This is a genomic window from Novosphingobium sp., from assembly GCF_024642085.1.
Taxonomy (GTDB): Bacteria; Pseudomonadota; Alphaproteobacteria; order Sphingomonadales; family Sphingomonadaceae; genus Novosphingobium.
In genome coordinates this window covers 72,955-88,986 of sequence record NZ_JAHEBV010000004.1, presented here as the reverse complement: position 1 = coordinate 88,986, position 16,032 = coordinate 72,955, and the positions used below count along the sequence as shown (strand labels likewise).

16 protein-coding genes are annotated in these 16,032 nt (G+C 58.7%); 8 read left to right on the top strand and 8 right to left on the bottom strand.

Translation table 11 applies throughout. The features are described 5' to 3' along the window. Nucleotides 1-86: 86 nt before the first annotated feature. From Q0L62_RS02965 to rph, 4 genes are read right to left on the bottom strand one after another with little or no spacing between them, the layout of a single operon-like run. Nucleotides 87-980: a tyrosine recombinase XerC gene (locus Q0L62_RS02965; RefSeq protein ID WP_296676181.1), complete on the bottom strand. Its 894-nt coding sequence runs from the start codon at nt 978-980 to the stop codon at nt 87-89. Then, the gene (gene hemW / locus Q0L62_RS02960) at nt 977-2,128 is read right to left on the bottom strand and encodes a radical SAM family heme chaperone HemW (protein WP_296676177.1); all 1,152 of its coding nucleotides are present in this window, start codon (nt 2,126-2,128) and stop codon (nt 977-979) included. Before hemW ends, Q0L62_RS02965 begins: the two co-directional genes overlap by 4 nt. A 9-nt stretch (nt 2,129-2,137) precedes the next feature. Continuing rightward, on the bottom strand, nt 2,138-2,767 hold the full coding sequence (gene rdgB, locus Q0L62_RS02955; RefSeq protein WP_296676175.1) for an RdgB/HAM1 family non-canonical purine NTP pyrophosphatase: 630 nt from the start codon (nt 2,765-2,767) through the stop codon (nt 2,138-2,140). Continuing rightward, nucleotides 2,764-3,480: a ribonuclease PH gene (gene rph, locus Q0L62_RS02950; RefSeq protein ID WP_296676328.1), complete on the bottom strand. Its 717-nt coding sequence runs from the start codon at nt 3,478-3,480 to the stop codon at nt 2,764-2,766. The genes rdgB and rph overlap by 4 nt, the downstream gene beginning before the upstream one ends. A gap of 79 nt (nt 3,481-3,559) precedes the next feature. Here rph and hrcA point away from each other — a divergent pair, with 79 nt between their 5' ends. Together hrcA and grpE are read left to right on the top strand one after the other, a co-directional pair. Further along, on the top strand, nt 3,560-4,603 hold the full coding sequence (hrcA, locus tag Q0L62_RS02945; RefSeq protein WP_296676172.1) for a heat-inducible transcriptional repressor HrcA: 1,044 nt from the start codon (nt 3,560-3,562) through the stop codon (nt 4,601-4,603). Nucleotides 4,604-4,619: 16 nt separating this feature from the next. Next, on the top strand, nt 4,620-5,180 hold the full coding sequence (grpE, locus tag Q0L62_RS02940; protein WP_296676169.1) for a nucleotide exchange factor GrpE: 561 nt from the start codon (nt 4,620-4,622) through the stop codon (nt 5,178-5,180). Here the strand turns inward: grpE and Q0L62_RS02935 are convergent. The 3 genes from Q0L62_RS02935 to Q0L62_RS02925 are packed head-to-tail and all read right to left on the bottom strand — an operon-like array spanning nt 5,125 to nt 6,701. Beyond that, the gene (locus tag Q0L62_RS02935) at nt 5,125-5,634 is read right to left on the bottom strand and encodes a hypothetical protein (protein WP_296676163.1); all 510 of its coding nucleotides are present in this window, start codon (nt 5,632-5,634) and stop codon (nt 5,125-5,127) included. The genes grpE and Q0L62_RS02935 overlap by 56 nt on opposite strands. A gap of 60 nt (nt 5,635-5,694) precedes the next feature. Beyond that, nucleotides 5,695-6,183, bottom strand: coding sequence for a vgr related protein (locus tag Q0L62_RS02930; RefSeq protein WP_296676326.1), 489 nt, complete (start codon nt 6,181-6,183; stop codon nt 5,695-5,697). Continuing rightward, on the bottom strand, nt 6,180-6,701 hold the full coding sequence (locus Q0L62_RS02925) for a copper chaperone PCu(A)C (RefSeq protein WP_296676160.1): 522 nt from the start codon (nt 6,699-6,701) through the stop codon (nt 6,180-6,182). Before Q0L62_RS02925 ends, Q0L62_RS02930 begins: the two co-directional genes overlap by 4 nt. A gap of 177 nt (nt 6,702-6,878) precedes the next feature. Between Q0L62_RS02925 and dnaK the strand changes: the two genes are divergently transcribed. The 3 genes from dnaK to Q0L62_RS02910 all read left to right on the top strand — a co-directional run bounded on the left by dnaK (nt 6,879) and on the right by Q0L62_RS02910 (nt 11,222). Next, on the top strand, nt 6,879-8,795 hold the full coding sequence (gene dnaK, locus Q0L62_RS02920) for a molecular chaperone DnaK (RefSeq protein WP_296676157.1): 1,917 nt from the start codon (nt 6,879-6,881) through the stop codon (nt 8,793-8,795). Between the two features lie 133 nt (nt 8,796-8,928). Then, nucleotides 8,929-10,065: a molecular chaperone DnaJ gene (dnaJ, locus tag Q0L62_RS02915; RefSeq protein WP_296676154.1), complete on the top strand. Its 1,137-nt coding sequence runs from the start codon at nt 8,929-8,931 to the stop codon at nt 10,063-10,065. Nucleotides 10,066-10,160: 95 nt separating this feature from the next. Beyond that, nucleotides 10,161-11,222: a methyltransferase domain-containing protein gene (locus Q0L62_RS02910; RefSeq protein WP_296676151.1), complete on the top strand. Its 1,062-nt coding sequence runs from the start codon at nt 10,161-10,163 to the stop codon at nt 11,220-11,222. Here Q0L62_RS02910 and Q0L62_RS02905 read toward each other — a convergent pair. Beyond that, nucleotides 11,219-13,558, bottom strand: a complete 2,340-nt coding sequence (locus Q0L62_RS02905) for a patatin-like protein (RefSeq protein ID WP_296676148.1) — start codon at nt 13,556-13,558, stop codon at nt 11,219-11,221. The two genes, Q0L62_RS02910 and Q0L62_RS02905, sit on opposite strands and share 4 nt — an antisense overlap. Before the next feature lie 70 nt (nt 13,559-13,628). On the opposite strand from Q0L62_RS02905, the gene radA reads away from it, so the two are divergent. The 3 genes from radA to Q0L62_RS02890 are packed head-to-tail and all read left to right on the top strand — an operon-like array spanning nt 13,629 to nt 16,004. Continuing rightward, on the top strand, nt 13,629-14,996 hold the full coding sequence (gene radA / locus Q0L62_RS02900; RefSeq protein WP_296676143.1) for a DNA repair protein RadA: 1,368 nt from the start codon (nt 13,629-13,631) through the stop codon (nt 14,994-14,996). A gap of 12 nt (nt 14,997-15,008) precedes the next feature. Next, a complete protein-coding gene (locus Q0L62_RS02895) occupies nt 15,009-15,566 on the top strand; it encodes a CvpA family protein (RefSeq protein WP_296676139.1) in 558 nt (185 codons plus the stop codon). A gap of 3 nt (nt 15,567-15,569) precedes the next feature. Further along, a complete protein-coding gene (locus Q0L62_RS02890) occupies nt 15,570-16,004 on the top strand; it encodes an iron-sulfur cluster assembly scaffold protein (protein ID WP_296676136.1) in 435 nt (144 codons plus the stop codon). Nucleotides 16,005-16,032 lie beyond the last annotated feature (28 nt).

The window sequence follows — 16,032 nt, the reverse complement described above, 5'->3', positions numbered from 1 at the left end:
ACGAACTGTGCATTAATAGCGATGAAACGAATACGAGACCAGACAGGCATGCAAACTTTCCAAATCTGATGCACTGGTGCAACATCTTACCTGTCGCGTGGATGGGCGTGGCGGTAGGCATCAAGCAATGTAGCTGCATCGACCTTCGTATATATTTGGGTTGATCCCAGGCTGGCATGACCAAGCAATTCTTGAAGGCTGCGCAGATCTGCACCAGCCCCAAGCAAGTGCGTGGCAAAAGAATGGCGCAAGGCATGCGGTGTTGCAGTTGCTGGTAAACCAAGACCTATCCGCGCCCGGGCCATAGCCTTTTGCACAACGCCCTGCGATAGTGGCCCACCCTTGGCACCGCGAAATAGAGGCTTGTCCTTTTCCAGCGGCCATGGGCACTTGATAGCGTAGTCTGCCACGGCATCGCGCACCAAAGGCAGGATCGGCACTGGGCGCTGCTTAGCGCCTTTACCGGTGACCACCAGGACATCACCAAGCGGCAAGGATGCTCCGGTCAAAGACAAGGCCTCAGCAATTCGCATCCCCGCGCCGTAAAGCAGCAGCAGTACCGCACGGTCTCGTGATCCGATCCAATCATCGGCGGCGCCATCTTCGACTGCGGCAGCAAGGCTGACGGCTTCGTCCGGAGTGACGGGGCGCGGAATTCCCTTTTTCACCCGGGGTCCGCGCATCCGGGGCGGGGCCGTATCAATCATCCCGGCGCGTTCTCGCGCAAATGCGATGAAGGCTTTAAGCGCCGACAACTCTCGCGCTGCTGATGCATTAGTCAGGCCTTCTGCGCGGCGCCGGGCCAGCTGTCCGCGCAAGGCATGGGCGTCGATCCTGGCAAGGCCTGGCCAATCGGTGTCACCCAGACCATCCAGTAACCGCGCGGCAGCTGCGACATAGGCTCTCACGGTGTGGGGGCTTCGCCGCCGGGCCACAGCAAGATGGTCATGCCATGCCTCAAGCAGATTAGCGCGCGTCACGCTGCGAGCAGCCCCGCTGGTACAAGTTCCGCCAGCAAGCCATCAAGCAAGGGAATACCAGTGTCTGTCACGCCGACCCGCGTGCCATTTTTCCAGCACATTCCCCGGGCGGTGTAGAAATCCAGCTTGGCGCTCTCGCAAAGTGCGGCAACCGGCAAGCCAAACCGCGAGGACAGCGCGCCGAGATCGATCCCCTCGGTCAGCCGCAGACCCATCAGCAGCGCTTCGCTTGCTTGTTCCCGCAGCCCCAGCAATCGCTGTTCGGCAATCCCGTGATTGTCCCTTGCAACCGCTTCAAGCCAATTCTCCGGCTTCTTGTGACGTACCGTTGCCAGACCGACAGCCCGGGCGTGGGCGCCAGGACCGACGCCCGCGGTATCGTGATATCGCCAATAGGCCATGTTATGGCGGCTTTCCTCTCCTTTGCGGGCATGGTTGCTGACCTCGTACCGCGGCAGCCCGGCCGCTGCCGTCATCTCCTGCGTTACGCCAAATAGGTCAGCGGCGGCGTCATCTTCTAGTGGCTCGAACTGGCGCCTGCGGACCATAGTGGCAAAGCGGGTTCCCGGCTCAATGGTGAGTTGGTACAGCGACAAGTGACCAGTTCCAAACGACAGCGCCCGGCTAAGCTCGGCCTGCCATTGGGCAATCGTTTGCCCTGGCCGCGCATAGATCAGATCAAAACTTACCCGTTCAAAATGCCGCTGCGCAATTTCCAGTGCAGCCAGACCTTCGCCCGCGTCGTGAAGGCGGCCCAAAAAGCGCAACGTTTCGTTGTCGAGTGCTTGAAGCCCGAGCGACGCACGGTTGATACCGGCTGAAGCAAGCTGGGCATAGTTGGCCGCTTCAACCGATGACGGATTGCCTTCCAGGGTAATCTCTATCCCGTCGGCAAGGCCCCACAGCCGCTCGGCTTCGACTAGCAGCCGCTCAACAAGCGCCGGTGGCATCAGCGATGGTGTGCCGCCACCAAAGAAAACGCTATCCAGCGGCTCGCCGCCGGCGATTTTGGCTTCATGCCGCATGTCGGCAAGCATTGCTGCCTCCCAGTGCGCATGGTCAACCCTTTCGCGGACATGGCTATTGAAGTCGCAATAAGGACATTTTGCGAGGCAGAACGGCCAATGAATGTATAGCGCGCGGGCCATTGCCGATCTTTAGCTGCCGAATTGCTCCGCGACCAGCTTGGCGAAGGCGTCAGCGCGGTGGCTGATGCGGTGTTTTTCGTCCGCGCCAATTTCGGCAAAGCTCTCGTTGCGACCTTGGGGTACGAACACTGGGTCATAACCAAATCCCAACGTGCCGCGGGGCGGCCAGGTCAAGCTGCCGCGGACTGACCCTTCATAGACCGCGCTATCGCCATCCGGCCATGCGATCGCCAATACGCAGACAAAGTGACCCGATCGATCGACATCATTGCCTCGCTCGCACAAAAGGCCTTCGACCTTGCCCATAGCCATGTACCAATCGCGACCGACTGGACCCTCGAACCATTGCCGCTCAGCCCAATCGGCGGTGTAAACGCCAGGACGTCCTCCCAGCGCATCTACACAAAGTCCAGAATCGTCCGCCAGTGCGGGTAGACCTGACCCTTCTGCGGCCGCGCGCGCCTTGATCAGGGCGTTTTCGACGAAGGTCTTGCCGGTTTCGGCGGGCTCGGGAAGACCGAGCGACCCGGCCGAAATGCAACGAATGCCAAAAGGCGCAAGCAAAGCCGAAATCTCTTTCAGCTTGCCCGCGTTGTGGGTGGCGATCACCAGCGTTTCAGAGCCGATCTGGCGGCTCATTCCTTTGCAGCATTGCCTTGCGCCGCAAAGATGCGGTCGCAACCGATCCGCGCCAGGCGGAGCAGACGCAGCAGCGCTTCCTCGTCATAGGTCGCACCTTCGGCCGTTGCTTGGACTTCGGCGATCTGGCCACCTTCGATCAGGACGAAGTTCGCATCGGCGTCGGCGCTGCTATCCTCGTCATAATCCAGGTCGAGCACCGGGTTGCCCATAACGATGCCGCAGCTTACCGCTGCAACTTTGCGGGTCAGGGGATCTTCGGCGATCATCCCCTGCGCCATCAGTTTATCGATTGCGATTCGCAGTGCCACCCATGCGCCGGAAATAGCTGCAGTCCGGGTGCCACCATCGGCCTGAATTACATCGCAGTCCAAGGTGATCTGACGCTCACCTAATTTTTTCATGTCGCATACAGCGCGTAAACTACGGCCGATAAGTCGCTGAATTTCCTGAGTACGGCCGCTCTGCTTGCCCTTGGCGGCCTCACGCTGCCCTCTTGTATGCGTGGCTCGTGGCAACATGGAATATTCGGCCGTCACCCAGCCTTCGCCTTTGCCACGCAGCCATGGTGGCAGGCGCTCCTCGATGCTGGCAGTGCAGATGACCTTGGTATGACCGAAACTGACCAGCACCGATCCCTCTGCATGCTTAGTATAGTGGGGTTCAAAGTTGATAACGCGCATCTCGTCGGGCGCGCGGCCGGAAGGTCGCATGAAAGTTCCTTTAGAAGTTTCTGCCGCGTTAGGCGCATTGCACTTGAGCCTGCAAGCCCGGTGCGTAAATTGGCAGGCGATGGCCAGCTCTCCGATCAATGAACTCAGCACCCGTGCGCGCGACATTTTTCGCCTGGTGGTCGAAGGCTATCTTGGCAGCGGGCAGCCGGTGGGCTCCAAAACCCTTGCCGGGGCAGGGGGACTTAATCTGTCGCCTGCCTCGATCCGCTCAGTCCTGCACGAGCTTGAAGGTCTGGGGCTCTTGGCCGCGCCCCATACTAGCGCGGGTCGCATGCCGACCGAGCAAGGCCTTCGCCTCTTTGTTGATGGAATGATGCAGGTAGCCCAGCCCAGCATGGAGGAACGAGCAGCGATCGAGCGCCACGTCTCGCGGCCCGGCCCCATAGAGGCAGCTCTTGCCGCAGCAAGCGCGGTTTTGTCTGATCTTTCTGCCTGCGCTGGCGTAGTCATGGTTCCGCGCCGTGAGCCGCAACTTAGCCAATTACAGCTTGTCCCGCTGTCGGCAACACGCGCCTTGGCGATCCTGGTCGGAGTGGATGGAGGGGTTGAAAACCGCGTGATCGAACTGGGCGGGGGGTATGATGCCAGCGCGCTTGAACAGGCTTCCAATTACCTTACCGCGCGCCTGGCCGGACGCACCTTGGCCCAGGCCGTGCAAACCATCCGCGCCGAAATTGCCAGCGGCCGGACTGCGCTGGATTCGGCAAGCCGCGATCTGGTAGAACGCGGCCTTGCTGTTTGGAGCGAGGATGCGGCGCGCCGACCCGTTCTGATCGTGCGCGGGCAGGCCAACCTATTGGATGAGAACGCCGTGACCGACCTAGAACGGGTCCGTTTGTTGCTCGATGATCTCGAAAACAAGCAATCCGTGGCCGACCTCCTGGATTCGGCGCGAGAGGCTCAAGCAACCCGGATTTTCATTGGTGCAGAAAACCGGCTTTTCGCATTGTCCGGATCGTCGGTTATCGCTTCGCCCTATCGCGACGGAGACGGCCGCGTGGTCGGAGTGGTGGGGGTTATCGGCCCAACTCGGTTGAATTATGCGCGAGTCGTCCCCATGGTGGATTTCACGGCCCAATCGCTGGGCAAATTGATCGGATAACGGGTTAAAAATAGACATGAGCAACGATACCAAACCGCAGGGCGATCCGGCGGTAGAAGCCGAATTGGCAGGCGTTCCTGAAGATCTCCTGGACAAGGATGGAGGCGACGATCTTCTTGCACTTCTTCGCATGGATCTTGAGGCGGCCAAGCAGGACGTCCTTTATGCCAAGGCAGAGACGCAGAACGTCCGTCGCCGGCTGGAAAAGGACGTAGCCGATGCGCGGGCTTACGCAGCAACCGGATTCGCCCGCGATATCCTGTCGGTATCTGATAATCTTTCCCGTGCGCTGGATGCCGTCCCTCAAGACTTACGCGAGGATGAACGGCTCAAAAACCTGATCGCAGGGATCGAGGCTACATCCCGTGAAATCGACAAGGTATTTGGCTTGCACGGTATCAGCCGTATCGCAGCCGTAGGCTTGCCGCTTGATCCCAATCAGCATCAGGCGATGCTGGAAGTCCCGTCGGCTGATGCCGCGCCGGGCACTGTGCTGCAGGAACTGCAGGCTGGCTACATGATCAAGGACCGACTGCTACGCCCGGCGATGGTGGCGGTGGCGAAGAAGCCGGATTGATCGGCTTTCTCAGCAAATCGAGGGTTTTCGCATGATTGACCAACTTGGCGCTCAATTGCTTGATGCGCTGGAGCGACAAGATACGCGCGGGCGCGTCCGGATCATGCGTCAAAAGCGAATTGACGAACAAGGCAACCGGCATGCCATCAAGTTGAGCAATGTGCATCCGGCTATGAACGATATCTGCACGAAGCGGCAGGATTTTGGCCAGCGAATCGGCCAACTGATTGCGCTGGGAAATCCTGCATTTCGCCACTAATGTGGTGTTCTGAACCTCGCGGAAAGCCTTCAGTCGATTCCCGAATGGTTCTTTGTTTATTTGAGGAGTGCCGTTCTTTTGCAGAATCTTGCAAATCGCACCTTCAACATCAGCAAAGTGATCGAGGAAATCGTTTCGTGCCAGAGCAAATTCAATCAGCGCAGTCGATTCCGCTAAAAATTCTCTTTCTTCCATCTATTTAGTAATAATAAGTAGATGCAAATAATCGGTGAACGACTCTACAATTAGTTGGGCTTAATAAAATCCCACTAAACAGTCGTAGGCGTTTGCGTCGGCAACGCCCGCGATCTGCGCACCTTTTCGTAGCAGAAAGGCGTGACGGACAATCTCCGCTTGCTGCTCAAGCCCGTACTTTTTCAGCGGTACCCCGGGGCGCAGTGCATAATCGTAACGGCAAAATGGATGCCGCATCAGCACCAGGTACCAGCGGCCATGGGTCTGAGCCTGCCAAACATGGGTCATTTCGTGGATAAAATGGCCTTGCAGCGACAAGCCGGCTTTTGAAAAGTCATCGCAATAGCTGTGCGAGTGGGGGTGGAAGTGCATGTGCCCCATGGGTGCCATGGTCACGTTGCGGGGTTGAAACGGAAACCAGCGCCGGCGACGGATCGTGACTTTCGCGCAGTCGACAGAAGAACCGAAAACGGACCCCACCAGAGCCGTTTCGCCTTCCGTCAGTGACCGCGATCCCCCTACCGGGCAGCTTTGACTATCGGCGCTCAGTGGACCATCCCCTCGTGCGCGCTTCCCATCGCGGCGTCTCCAGCGGCTATGATCTGCATAGGCGCGGCAAGATTTCCTCCGGACGCGAAACTGATCGTGATTTTCGTGGTGTCTCCCGGCTTCATTGTTGACGATACGTCATAGACCATCACGTGCAGGTTACCCGGCTTGAATGTCATGGTGGTGGCAGGGGCAATTTCCACACGGTCAACCGCGTTCATGGCCGTGCCCATCGTCTGATGAACCTCTGTTCGGCCGGTGCCGTCGATGGCAATGCTCGAAATGACCCGTGTGCCGCTGGATTGGTTGGCTATGCTGAGGTAAGCCGCGCCGGGATTGCCTTTGACTGCAGGCAAGACAAGCCTGGCATCGGTTATTTCCATATCGGTCGGTTGATCGCTTGTCTGCGTGGCCTTTACCGCTTGGGTCTGTTCACCAGCTTGCTGCTGACAGCCGGAAAGCATCGCAAACCCAGCAAAAAGTGGCAGAGCGACGGTGGCGAAGCGGATAAAGGACACAGCGTGATCTTCCTTCTAGCATCATTGCGGGACAGCCGCTTCGCTAATCCGCCGGAGCCCTTGTGCCAAGCAAAACCACTCTTATATCGGCGCCCATAAGGAGCCGCCCAGAAGCTTTGCCGATTAACGGGAAGCGAATGATGCGGCGTCACGACATTGACCTAAGGATGGGGTTTCATGGCTAAAGTAATTGGTATCGACCTTGGCACCACGAACAGCTGCGTTGCAGTGATGGACGGCGGCAAGCCCAAGGTAATTGAAAATGCCGAAGGTGCGCGCACAACGCCCTCGATCGTTGCCTTCACCAAGGACGGCGAACGCCTCATTGGACAGCCGGCTAAGCGCCAGGCCGTGACCAACGGCGATAACACTATTTTCGCGGTAAAGCGCCTGATTGGCCGCCGCTTCGATGATCCGGTGACCAAAAAAGACACCGAACTTGTCCCCTACACGATCTCCAAGGGTAAAAACGGCGACGCGTGGGTCAAGGCCGGCGGCGAAGACTACTCGCCCAGCCAGATCAGCGCTTTTATCCTGCAGAAGATGAAGGAAACCGCCGAATCGTACCTGGGCGAAACCGTTACCCAGGCAGTTATTACCGTTCCTGCCTACTTCAACGATGCCCAGCGTCAGGCGACCAAAGATGCAGGCCAGATTGCCGGACTCGAAGTGCTGCGCATTATCAACGAGCCGACCGCAGCTGCTCTTGCCTATGGCCTTGAAAAGAACGACGGCAAGACCATTGCTGTCTACGATCTTGGCGGCGGCACTTTTGACGTCTCGATCCTCGAAATCGGTGATGGCGTCTTTGAGGTGAAGTCGACCAACGGCGACACGTTCCTGGGCGGTGAGGACTTCGACAGCAAGCTGGTCGAATGGCTGGCTGACAAGTTCAAGTCCAAGGAAAACATGGACCTGAAGACCGACAAGCTCGCGCTTCAGCGCTTGAAAGAAGCGGCTGAAAAGGCCAAGATTGAATTGTCGAGCACGGCTTCGACTGAGATCAACCTGCCCTTTATCACAGCTCGCATGGAAGGCGGCAGTACGACCCCGCTTCATCTGGTGGAAACTGTCACCCGCGCTGACCTGGAAAAGATGGTCGCGGACCTGATCGAACGCACCAAGGAACCGATGAAAAAGGCGCTGGCCGATGCCGGCCTCAAAGCTTCCGACATCGATGACGTGGTGTTGGTGGGCGGTATGACCCGCATGCCGCGCGTGCGTGAAGTGGTGAAGGATTTCTTCGGCAAGGAACCGCACACTGGTGTTAATCCGGACGAAGTCGTCGCAATGGGTGCGGCAATTCAAGCCGGTGTGCTGCAGGGCGACGTCAAGGATGTGCTGCTGCTCGATGTGACCCCGCTTTCACTGGGAATCGAGACACTAGGCGGCGTGTTCACCCGGATGATTGACCGCAACACCACGATCCCGACCAAGAAGAGCCAGGTGTTCTCGACCGCTGAGGATAACCAGCAGGCGGTGACGATCCGCGTGTTCCAGGGCGAGCGTGAAATGGCGAGCGACAACAAGATGCTTGGCCAGTTCGATCTGGTCGGTATCCCGGCCGCACGGCGCGGCGTGCCGCAAATTGAGGTGACGTTCGACATCGATGCCAATGGCATCGTCAACGTAAGTGCCAAAGACAAGGGTACTGGCAAGGAACAGCAGATCAAGATCCAGGCATCTGGCGGCTTGTCCGACACGGACATCGACCAGATGGTCAAAGACGCTGAGAAGTTTGCTGACGAAGACAAGAAGCGGCGTGAAGCAGCTGAAGCCAAAAACAATGCGGACAGTCTGGTCCATGCAACCGAGCAGCAGTTGGCCGAACATAGCGACAAGATCGATGCCGAGCTGAAGGCGGAAATCGAGACAGCAATAGCCGAAGCCAAGACTGCGATTGAGAGCGGCGATGGTGATGAAATGACAGCCAAGACCCAGGCGCTCACCGAAAAGGCCATGAAGATGGGCCAGGTGATTTACGAAAAAGAACAATCAGCGGCGGCATCGCCCGGTACGGAAGAACCGGCTGAAGGCGGTGAAGAAGTGGTCGATGCCGAGTTTTCGGAAGTCGACGAAAACAACAAAGGCTGAACCAGGAAGGTAAACCGATAACCGTTACTCCCGCGCAAGCGGGAGTCCATCTCGCAGACCGTGCCGCTCGACGCGGCGGCATAAGATGGACCTCTGCACCGGCAGAGGTAACGGTATGGTTGGGGATTGAAAGATGGCGAGCGTCGAAGCCGACTATTACGAACTGCTGGAATGCGAACGCACCGCCGATGACGCGACTATCAAGTCATCATACCGGCGGCTCGCCATGCGCTGGCACCCAGATCGCAATCCCGGCGATTCAGCGGCCGAACATCAGTTCAAGGCAATCAGTGAGGCGTACGAGTGTCTGAAAGACCCCCAAAAACGCGCCGCCTATGATCGATTTGGGCACGAAGCATTCAAGCAGGGCATGAGTGGTGGCGGCCAAGGCGGAATGGGCGGCGGCGGTTTCTCCGACATCGGCGATATCTTCGAAACGATCTTTGGCAGCGCCTTTGGGGGAGGGGGCAGGCAGCAGCAACGCCGCGGCGCCGACCTGCGTTACGATCTTGAAATCGGCCTAGATGAGGCGTTTCATGGCAAGCAATCCGAGATCGAAATTGAAGTCGCAGCAAAGTGCGAACCTTGTGACGGCTCCGGGGCAGAGCCTGGCACCGGGACACGGCGCTGCAATCTGTGCGGCGGTCATGGACAGGTCCGCGCGCAGCAAGGCTTTTTCATGGTCGAGCGTACTTGCCCGACATGCCACGGCCGGGGCGAGGTCATTGAGAAACCATGCCGTTTGTGCCGCGGCGAAGGACGGGTCGATACGCCGCAAAAGCTGGACGTATCGGTTCCTCCCGGCGTTGATACCGGGACGCGGATACGGCTTGCCGGACGGGGGGAAGCGGGGCCATTCGGTGCGCCAGCGGGTGATCTCTACATCTTCATCCACATCCGGCGTCACGGTGTGTTCGAACGCGACGGGACGAATCTGGTCACACGGGTTCCCATCGCATTCACAACGGCCGCTCTGGGCGGGACTATCGCCATTCCGGGGCTCGACGGAAAGAGCATAGAAGTCGAGATCCCGGCGGGTATCCAAACCGGCAAGCAGCTTCGCAAACGCGGTGAGGGAATGCCAGTACTGCAAGGGCGCGGGCGCGGTGATCTGGTGGTAGATATCATGGTCGAAACCCCGACTAAGCTGAGCACACGCCAAAAGGAATTGCTGCGCGAGCTGCAGTCTACCGAGACCGGCGAAGAGACTCCCCAATCAAAGGGCTTTTTCGATCGTATCAAAGAAGCCTGGGAAGATCTGACCGAATAATGCCTCCACAGCGTGCTGCTTTCGTCCGGTTCTTAAGCCTGATACAACAGTTCTCGCAGTCAGCCCTCCGGGTCGCATAACTCGGGAGAACGGACATGGCGCAGGCACTTGATGAAACAAGGCTGAACGATTTTGTAGGCAAGATGCTCGGCGATCTGGGCGGCGCGATGAGCGTACCGACAGCGCGCCTTGGCTTTCGGTTAGGCTTGTTCGATGCCTTGGCCAAGGGTCCTGCAAGCGCGGGGGAACTGGCAGCGCGAGCAGGCGGACTGCATGAACGCTACGTCCGCGAATGGAGCCTTGCTCAAAGCGCCAATGGCTTCATCAATTACGATCCTGCCAGTGAAACGTTTTCGATTTCACCCGAGCAGGCGATGGTCTTTTGCGTCGAAGACAGCCCGGTTTACCTGCGTGGCGCTTTCGAACTGATCGCAGCCATGATCGAAGCTGAGGCCAAAGTCGAAGAATGCTTCCGCAACGGGCGCGGTGTCCGGTGGGGCGATCATGCCGGTTGCCTGTTTTGCGCGACAGGGGCATTTTTCAGGCCTGGCTATGTCAACAGCATCGTTCAGCAATGGATCCCGTCGCTCAATGGGGTAGAGGACGTGTTGCGGAAGGGCGGCACAGTAGCCGACGTTGGCTGCGGGGTAGGATTTTCCACGCTGCTGATGGCCGAAGCGTTTCCAAATTCCAACTTTATCGGTTTCGACTTCCATCAGCCATCAGTTGAGGAGGCCCGCCGCCATGCCGCCTCACACGGTTTGAGTGATCGTGTCAGGTTTGAGGTGGCGGCCGCAAAGGAAATCACTCAAACCGGCTTTGACCTGATCACGATGTACGATTGTTTGCATGACATGGGTGATCCGGCGGGATGCGCGGCTCACATGCGTCGCATCCTCGCATCTGGCGGGACCTGGATGGTGGTTGAACCCAACGCAGCGGATACGCCCATTGCGAACATGAATCCGGTCGGGCGGATGTTTTACAATGCCTCGACCATGATTTGTGTGCCTACTTCGCTGGACCAGGAGGTGGGCGCCGCGATGGGAGCCCAGGCAGGCGAGGCCAAGTTGACCCAAGTAATTCGCAGCGGAGGCTTCACCGAGATCCGCCGTGCGACTGAGGGTCCTTTCAACATGGTGCTTGAAGCTCGTTAGGCTCCGCTTTCGGCCGAACGGCGCTGGACTTCTACTTCGCGTACAAGCCCTGGAATAAGCCCGGGATCAGCCACAAGGCGATGCTTTTCTTCATCAAGGACAGCAGAAAAAGCGTCGAACTTGAATCGGACTATTTCCTCGTGCGGCAAGCGCATCTCTGACGGAAGCGCAGAGATGACCAGATCGACCAGGCGTTCCACCCCGTGCAGCCGTCCCCACAAATAGTCATTTTCTCGGTAAGCGCGGCTGAAAAACGCACCAAAGTTGTAAAACTCTGCCCCGCGCAATGTGGCACGCGTGCCACCGGGGCGTATGGCGCTGCAATCCTCCGGCGAAATGCGGTCAACCTTTGCAGCGTCGAACTCGCTAGTGCCCTCTCCGCGCAGCAACGGGAGGGTGACCATGTCATAAAACGGAAAGCCCAGATAGGTCAGCAGGATCCGGCGGCGCAGTTCGCGCGGTAGCCCCGCCATTCCCGAAACCAGCATTGCATCGACAACCAGATCTGTTGCCGGTAATTGACGGCGGTCGGCAATCGCCTGCAGCACAGTCCCCGGATCGCTGAAAACATGCCGGGCGATAGCAGGAAAATCACCGCCCATTGAGTGTTGCCCTTCCCGGTCGAAATAAAGCGACAGCGCGCGGTAAACCACATCACGGGCTTTCTGCCGGGCATCCGGGGCAACTTGATCGATATCGTCCCAGTCTTCCGACAACCGGCGCGCAAGGAGCCGCAAGCGGCGCATGCGAAAGCCGATATCGTGATCGCGAAAGAACCTTATAGATGCATCGCTGGCTCCGCCCCGATCGCCCCCGATGTGGTGAAGACCATTCGCCGTCAGGTAATTGGACAGGGTGAAAGCAACATCGATCCCAAAGCTGCGATCCATTTCCGGAGCAGCTTTGGCAACGACATCTGCAATGGCCTGGACAATGGCATTCAACTTGACCTGACCGTAAGCCTGATAGGCATAGCCTGCCTGAAGCGCAGCGGCCTGCTGTGCCTTGGCTCGCCATGCCGTGAGCCTTGAGACGGTCGGTCGATCAAAAAAAAGTGTCCGTCCAAAAAGCTTTTCGACCGCTTGTTCGACTTCGGGGCGCAAGGTATCGACGATCTGTTTCAAGCGCACCCGTTCACGGGACTGGTGTTCAATGGCTTCCAGATTGTCGCGTACCGGCTGTTCGCGCGGAATCGAGGAAAGCGACCCGAATATTACCGAGAAAAATCCTGGCGGACGCGGATCGCCGCGTGCAATCCCACCAACTTGATCAGGGTGAGGATCGATATAGACAAACCGTCGATCGACTTCACGCTGGGCCGGACGCTGCGCAATGGCCCCAATGGCTTTCGCAAAGGGCGCATTGACCAGAACCGAACCGTCAATGAACGAAACATTTTCCGCATCGCCGCGATGACTGTGTTCGGGCATTACCCGTTCGATAAAAGCTGTTCGACTAGGCCAGCCACGGGTGTGTTCCTTTGCCAATTTGTCGATTTCTGCCAACTGCAGGGCCGGAAAAGCGCCTGGAAAACTTGCTGTGGCACGGGCTGCAAAAGCCAGTTCGAGCGGAAACGCCAACGAATGACCACCCGTTTCGGGTGTTGCTGCGCCAAAGCCGATCGACAAGCGATGTTCATATTCCTCGACCTCGGGCGGGCTGTTTAACCGTATCCGTTCGCGATGACCTTTGAAATCAGTGGCAGTGACAAACAGGTCGACGGGATGTCCCGGCGGCAGCAGCGGCGCCTCGGGCTCACCCTTGGCCATGGCCCCCAGCGCTTCGCAGAGCAGCCGCGAAAAGCCGATGCCGCTGAACGGCGGTTCGAACCAGCGCGAACGGATAAGGCGTGAAAGCTTGGCGCGCACCTCTGAGCGGGTTTCGGGAGCCACGCTGTCGCTTACAACATTACCCCGGCGCTTCAGCATCCAGTAAACCAGCGGCATCGCCCAAAACTTGCTGATGCGTGACCATGGACGAGCGTCGGGATCGAGTAGAACATCCACATCGGCGCGTTCCAGCCACAACTCCGTAAGCGGCTCAAGGCTTTGTCCCGAATGGACGGCTTGGGCCAGGAACACAGCATTGATGCCGCCAGCGCTTGCTCCGGTTAGTATATCGGGGAGCACGCGCAGACGTAGCTTGTGCAGTTCTTCGACCCGTTCAAGCAGCCGCTGATACACTGCGTCTGTACCGCCGCGAGTTGCCGTGCCGGCGTGATAAGCGCGGCTTGCCCTGGCAAGCTTCCACACTTCCTTGGTAACGCCGTGCATGTAAACGGCCAGGCTGACACCGCCGTAACAGACCAGCGCAATGCGAAGCTCTTTTTGCCGCATGCACGCTTAATCACACGCCATGCGCCAGTTGGCAATTGCGTTCTCATTACGTTCCATTTAGTGCGGCTTGATGGCCAAGCCCAAACGCCGCTACGTCTGTGCCGCTTGCGGCAGTGTCACTACCCGTTGGCAGGGGCAGTGCGCCGATTGCGGTGAATGGAACACGTTGGCGGAAGAGGCGCCGCAGACCGTGTTTTCCCAAAAGCACCACCTATCAACGGGCGGACGTCCGATCCTGTTCGAAGCACTTGATTCGAACACCCCTTTGCCCCAGCGGCGCGGGACAGGACTGGCAGAGTTCGACCGGGCGCTGGGCGGTGGGCTAGTGCCTGGATCGGCCATCTTGATGGGCGGCGATCCTGGTATCGGAAAATCGACCCTGCTGCTTCAGGCCGCCGCCAAAGTAGCACTGAGCGGCGCTTCGGCAATTTACATCAGCGGAGAAGAAGCAGCCGGACAGGTCCGCCTGCGGGCAGAGCGACTGGGCCTTGCCGGCGCCCCGATCAGCCTTGCGGCCGCTACGTCCGTCCGGGACATTCTGACCACATTGGGGTCAACGCAAGCCCCAGCGTTGCTGGTGATCGATTCGATCCAGACCATGCATTCCGACCAGATCGAGGGAGCGCCAGGAACGGTCAGTCAGGTCAGGGGCTGTGCCTTCGAATTGATCCGGTATGCCAAGGAAAACGATGTCTCCCTGGTGTTGGTCGGCCATGTAACCAAAGACGGGTCGATTGCCGGACCACGTGTGCTGGAACACATGGTCGACGTGGTAATGAGTTTTGAGGGAGAGCGGAGCCACCAATACCGCATTCTGCGGTCACTGAAGAACCGCTTCGGCCCCGTCGATGAAATCGGGGTTTTTGCTATGGCCGGCGCCGGACTGGAAGAAGTCGGCAATCCGTCGATGTTGTTTCTTTCGGGCCGGGATCAGCCGGTAGCCGGGAGCGCGGTTTTTCCAGCTATTGAAGGCACGCGGCCTGTATTGGTCGAAGTCCAGGCTTTGATTGTGCGGCTGGCGAGCGGTGCTACGCCGCGGCGCGCCGTGGTTGGCTGGGATAGCGGCCGGCTGGCAATGTTGCTTGCTGTGCTTGAAGCACGCTGCGGCCTCAATTTTTCGTCTGCGGAAGTCTATCTGAATGTCGCTGGGGGATATCGGCTCGGTGATCCTGCTGCCGATCTGGCAGTGGCGGCGGCTTTGATATCAGCCCTGGCGGACAAACCGCTGGCAGCGGATTCGGTTTGGTTCGGCGAAGTGTCGCTCGCCGGAGAGATCCGCAACGTTGCCCATGCTGGCGTGCGATTGCGCGAATCGGCCAAGTTGGGCTTCCGTGACGCCTTCGGACCACCCGATCTGCCTGCCAAACACGATGAAGCGCGCTTTCACCCGTTAAGCATGCTGCCAAATCTCGTTGACCGCATCATGGGCGACGAATAGTTTCCGCAGCATATGACCGGATTTGATATCGCTGTTCTATTGCTGGTGGGCCTTGGTGCTGTCACCGGTTTCATGCGCGGTTTTGTGCAGGAAGTGCTGACTCTCGCCGCCTGGGTGCTGTCAGTCTTTGCAATTCATTCGCTTCATACGCCACTGTCTGAATGGCTCGGCCCGCGTGTTGGCACCGAATCCGGCGCGGCGGTACTTGGCTTCGCCATGCTGCTGCTGATCCCTTATGCCATCGTAAAGCTGCTTGCTTCGCGGCTCGGCTCAGCCAGTCGGGATTCCGCGCTTGGCCCGATCGACCGCGTTCTAGGCTTTGGCTTCGGCACGCTGAAAGGCGTTCTTATTGCAGTGATGGCGTTTTCTGTTTTGGTCCTGGGCTATGATACGGTGTGGGGCGCCAACGGGCGGCCCGACTGGATCAGCCAGTCCCGCTCGTATCCTTTCATCGATGCCGCCAGCCGCGAAATGGTACAGATATTGGCGCAGCGACGGCAAGAAGCGCTGGACGCCGACACCAAGGCGCAGGCAGCGAAAAAGTCCGGCAAGAAACACAAGCAGGACTAGGCTGTGAACACCTCGACGGTGCTGTACACGCCGCAGGTTCTGGCCCTGGCAACCAGTTTGGCAAGCTATCCTCCTGACCCTGCGCTGCCGCATGCGGGTGATGCCCGTTCGCCGGCATGTGGCTCAACTCTTTCCGTTCAGCTGGGCACTGACGGGATGGGCAGGATTACCGCAGTTGGCCTTCGAACACATGCGTGCGCAATCGGACAAGCTTCTGCTGCGATCTTTGCCGAAGCAGCCATAGGCCGTAATGCGGACGACCTTGTCTCTTTCTTTCAGCAGATCGAAGCCTGGCTGCGCGGCGATGCGGTATTGCCCGAATGGCCCGGCCTTGCCGCGATAGCCGCCGCGCAGGCCTATCCTGGGAGGCACGGGGCGATCCTGTTGCCGTGGAAGGCTGCAATCGCTGCGCTTTCCAGCAACGATCCATCCAGCTAGAGCGCGAAGCAGGCGACGTAAGGATCGG

What these genes read in the sequence shown, in the direction of transcription:
- hemW (WP_296676177.1), bottom strand. Translation starts at nt 2,128, where the DNA reads ATGGCCCGCGCGCTATACATTCATTGGCCGTTCTGCCTCGCAAAATGT.
- rdgB (WP_296676175.1), bottom strand. Translation starts at nt 2,767, where the DNA reads ATGAGCCGCCAGATCGGCTCTGAAACGCTGGTGATCGCCACCCACAAC.
- rph (WP_296676328.1), bottom strand. Translation starts at nt 3,480, where the DNA reads ATGCGACCTTCCGGCCGCGCGCCCGACGAGATGCGCGTTATCAACTTT.
- hrcA (WP_296676172.1), top strand. Translation starts at nt 3,560, where the DNA reads ATGGCCAGCTCTCCGATCAATGAACTCAGCACCCGTGCGCGCGACATT.
- grpE (WP_296676169.1), top strand. Translation starts at nt 4,620, where the DNA reads ATGAGCAACGATACCAAACCGCAGGGCGATCCGGCGGTAGAAGCCGAA.
- Q0L62_RS02935 (WP_296676163.1), bottom strand. Translation starts at nt 5,634, where the DNA reads ATGGAAGAAAGAGAATTTTTAGCGGAATCGACTGCGCTGATTGAATTT.
- dnaK (WP_296676157.1), top strand. Translation starts at nt 6,879, where the DNA reads ATGGCTAAAGTAATTGGTATCGACCTTGGCACCACGAACAGCTGCGTT.
- dnaJ (WP_296676154.1), top strand. Translation starts at nt 8,929, where the DNA reads ATGGCGAGCGTCGAAGCCGACTATTACGAACTGCTGGAATGCGAACGC.
- Q0L62_RS02910 (WP_296676151.1), top strand. Translation starts at nt 10,161, where the DNA reads ATGGCGCAGGCACTTGATGAAACAAGGCTGAACGATTTTGTAGGCAAG.
- Q0L62_RS02905 (WP_296676148.1), bottom strand. Translation starts at nt 13,558, where the DNA reads ATGCGGCAAAAAGAGCTTCGCATTGCGCTGGTCTGTTACGGCGGTGTC.
- radA (WP_296676143.1), top strand. Translation starts at nt 13,629, where the DNA reads ATGGCCAAGCCCAAACGCCGCTACGTCTGTGCCGCTTGCGGCAGTGTC.
- Q0L62_RS02895 (WP_296676139.1), top strand. Translation starts at nt 15,009, where the DNA reads ATGACCGGATTTGATATCGCTGTTCTATTGCTGGTGGGCCTTGGTGCT.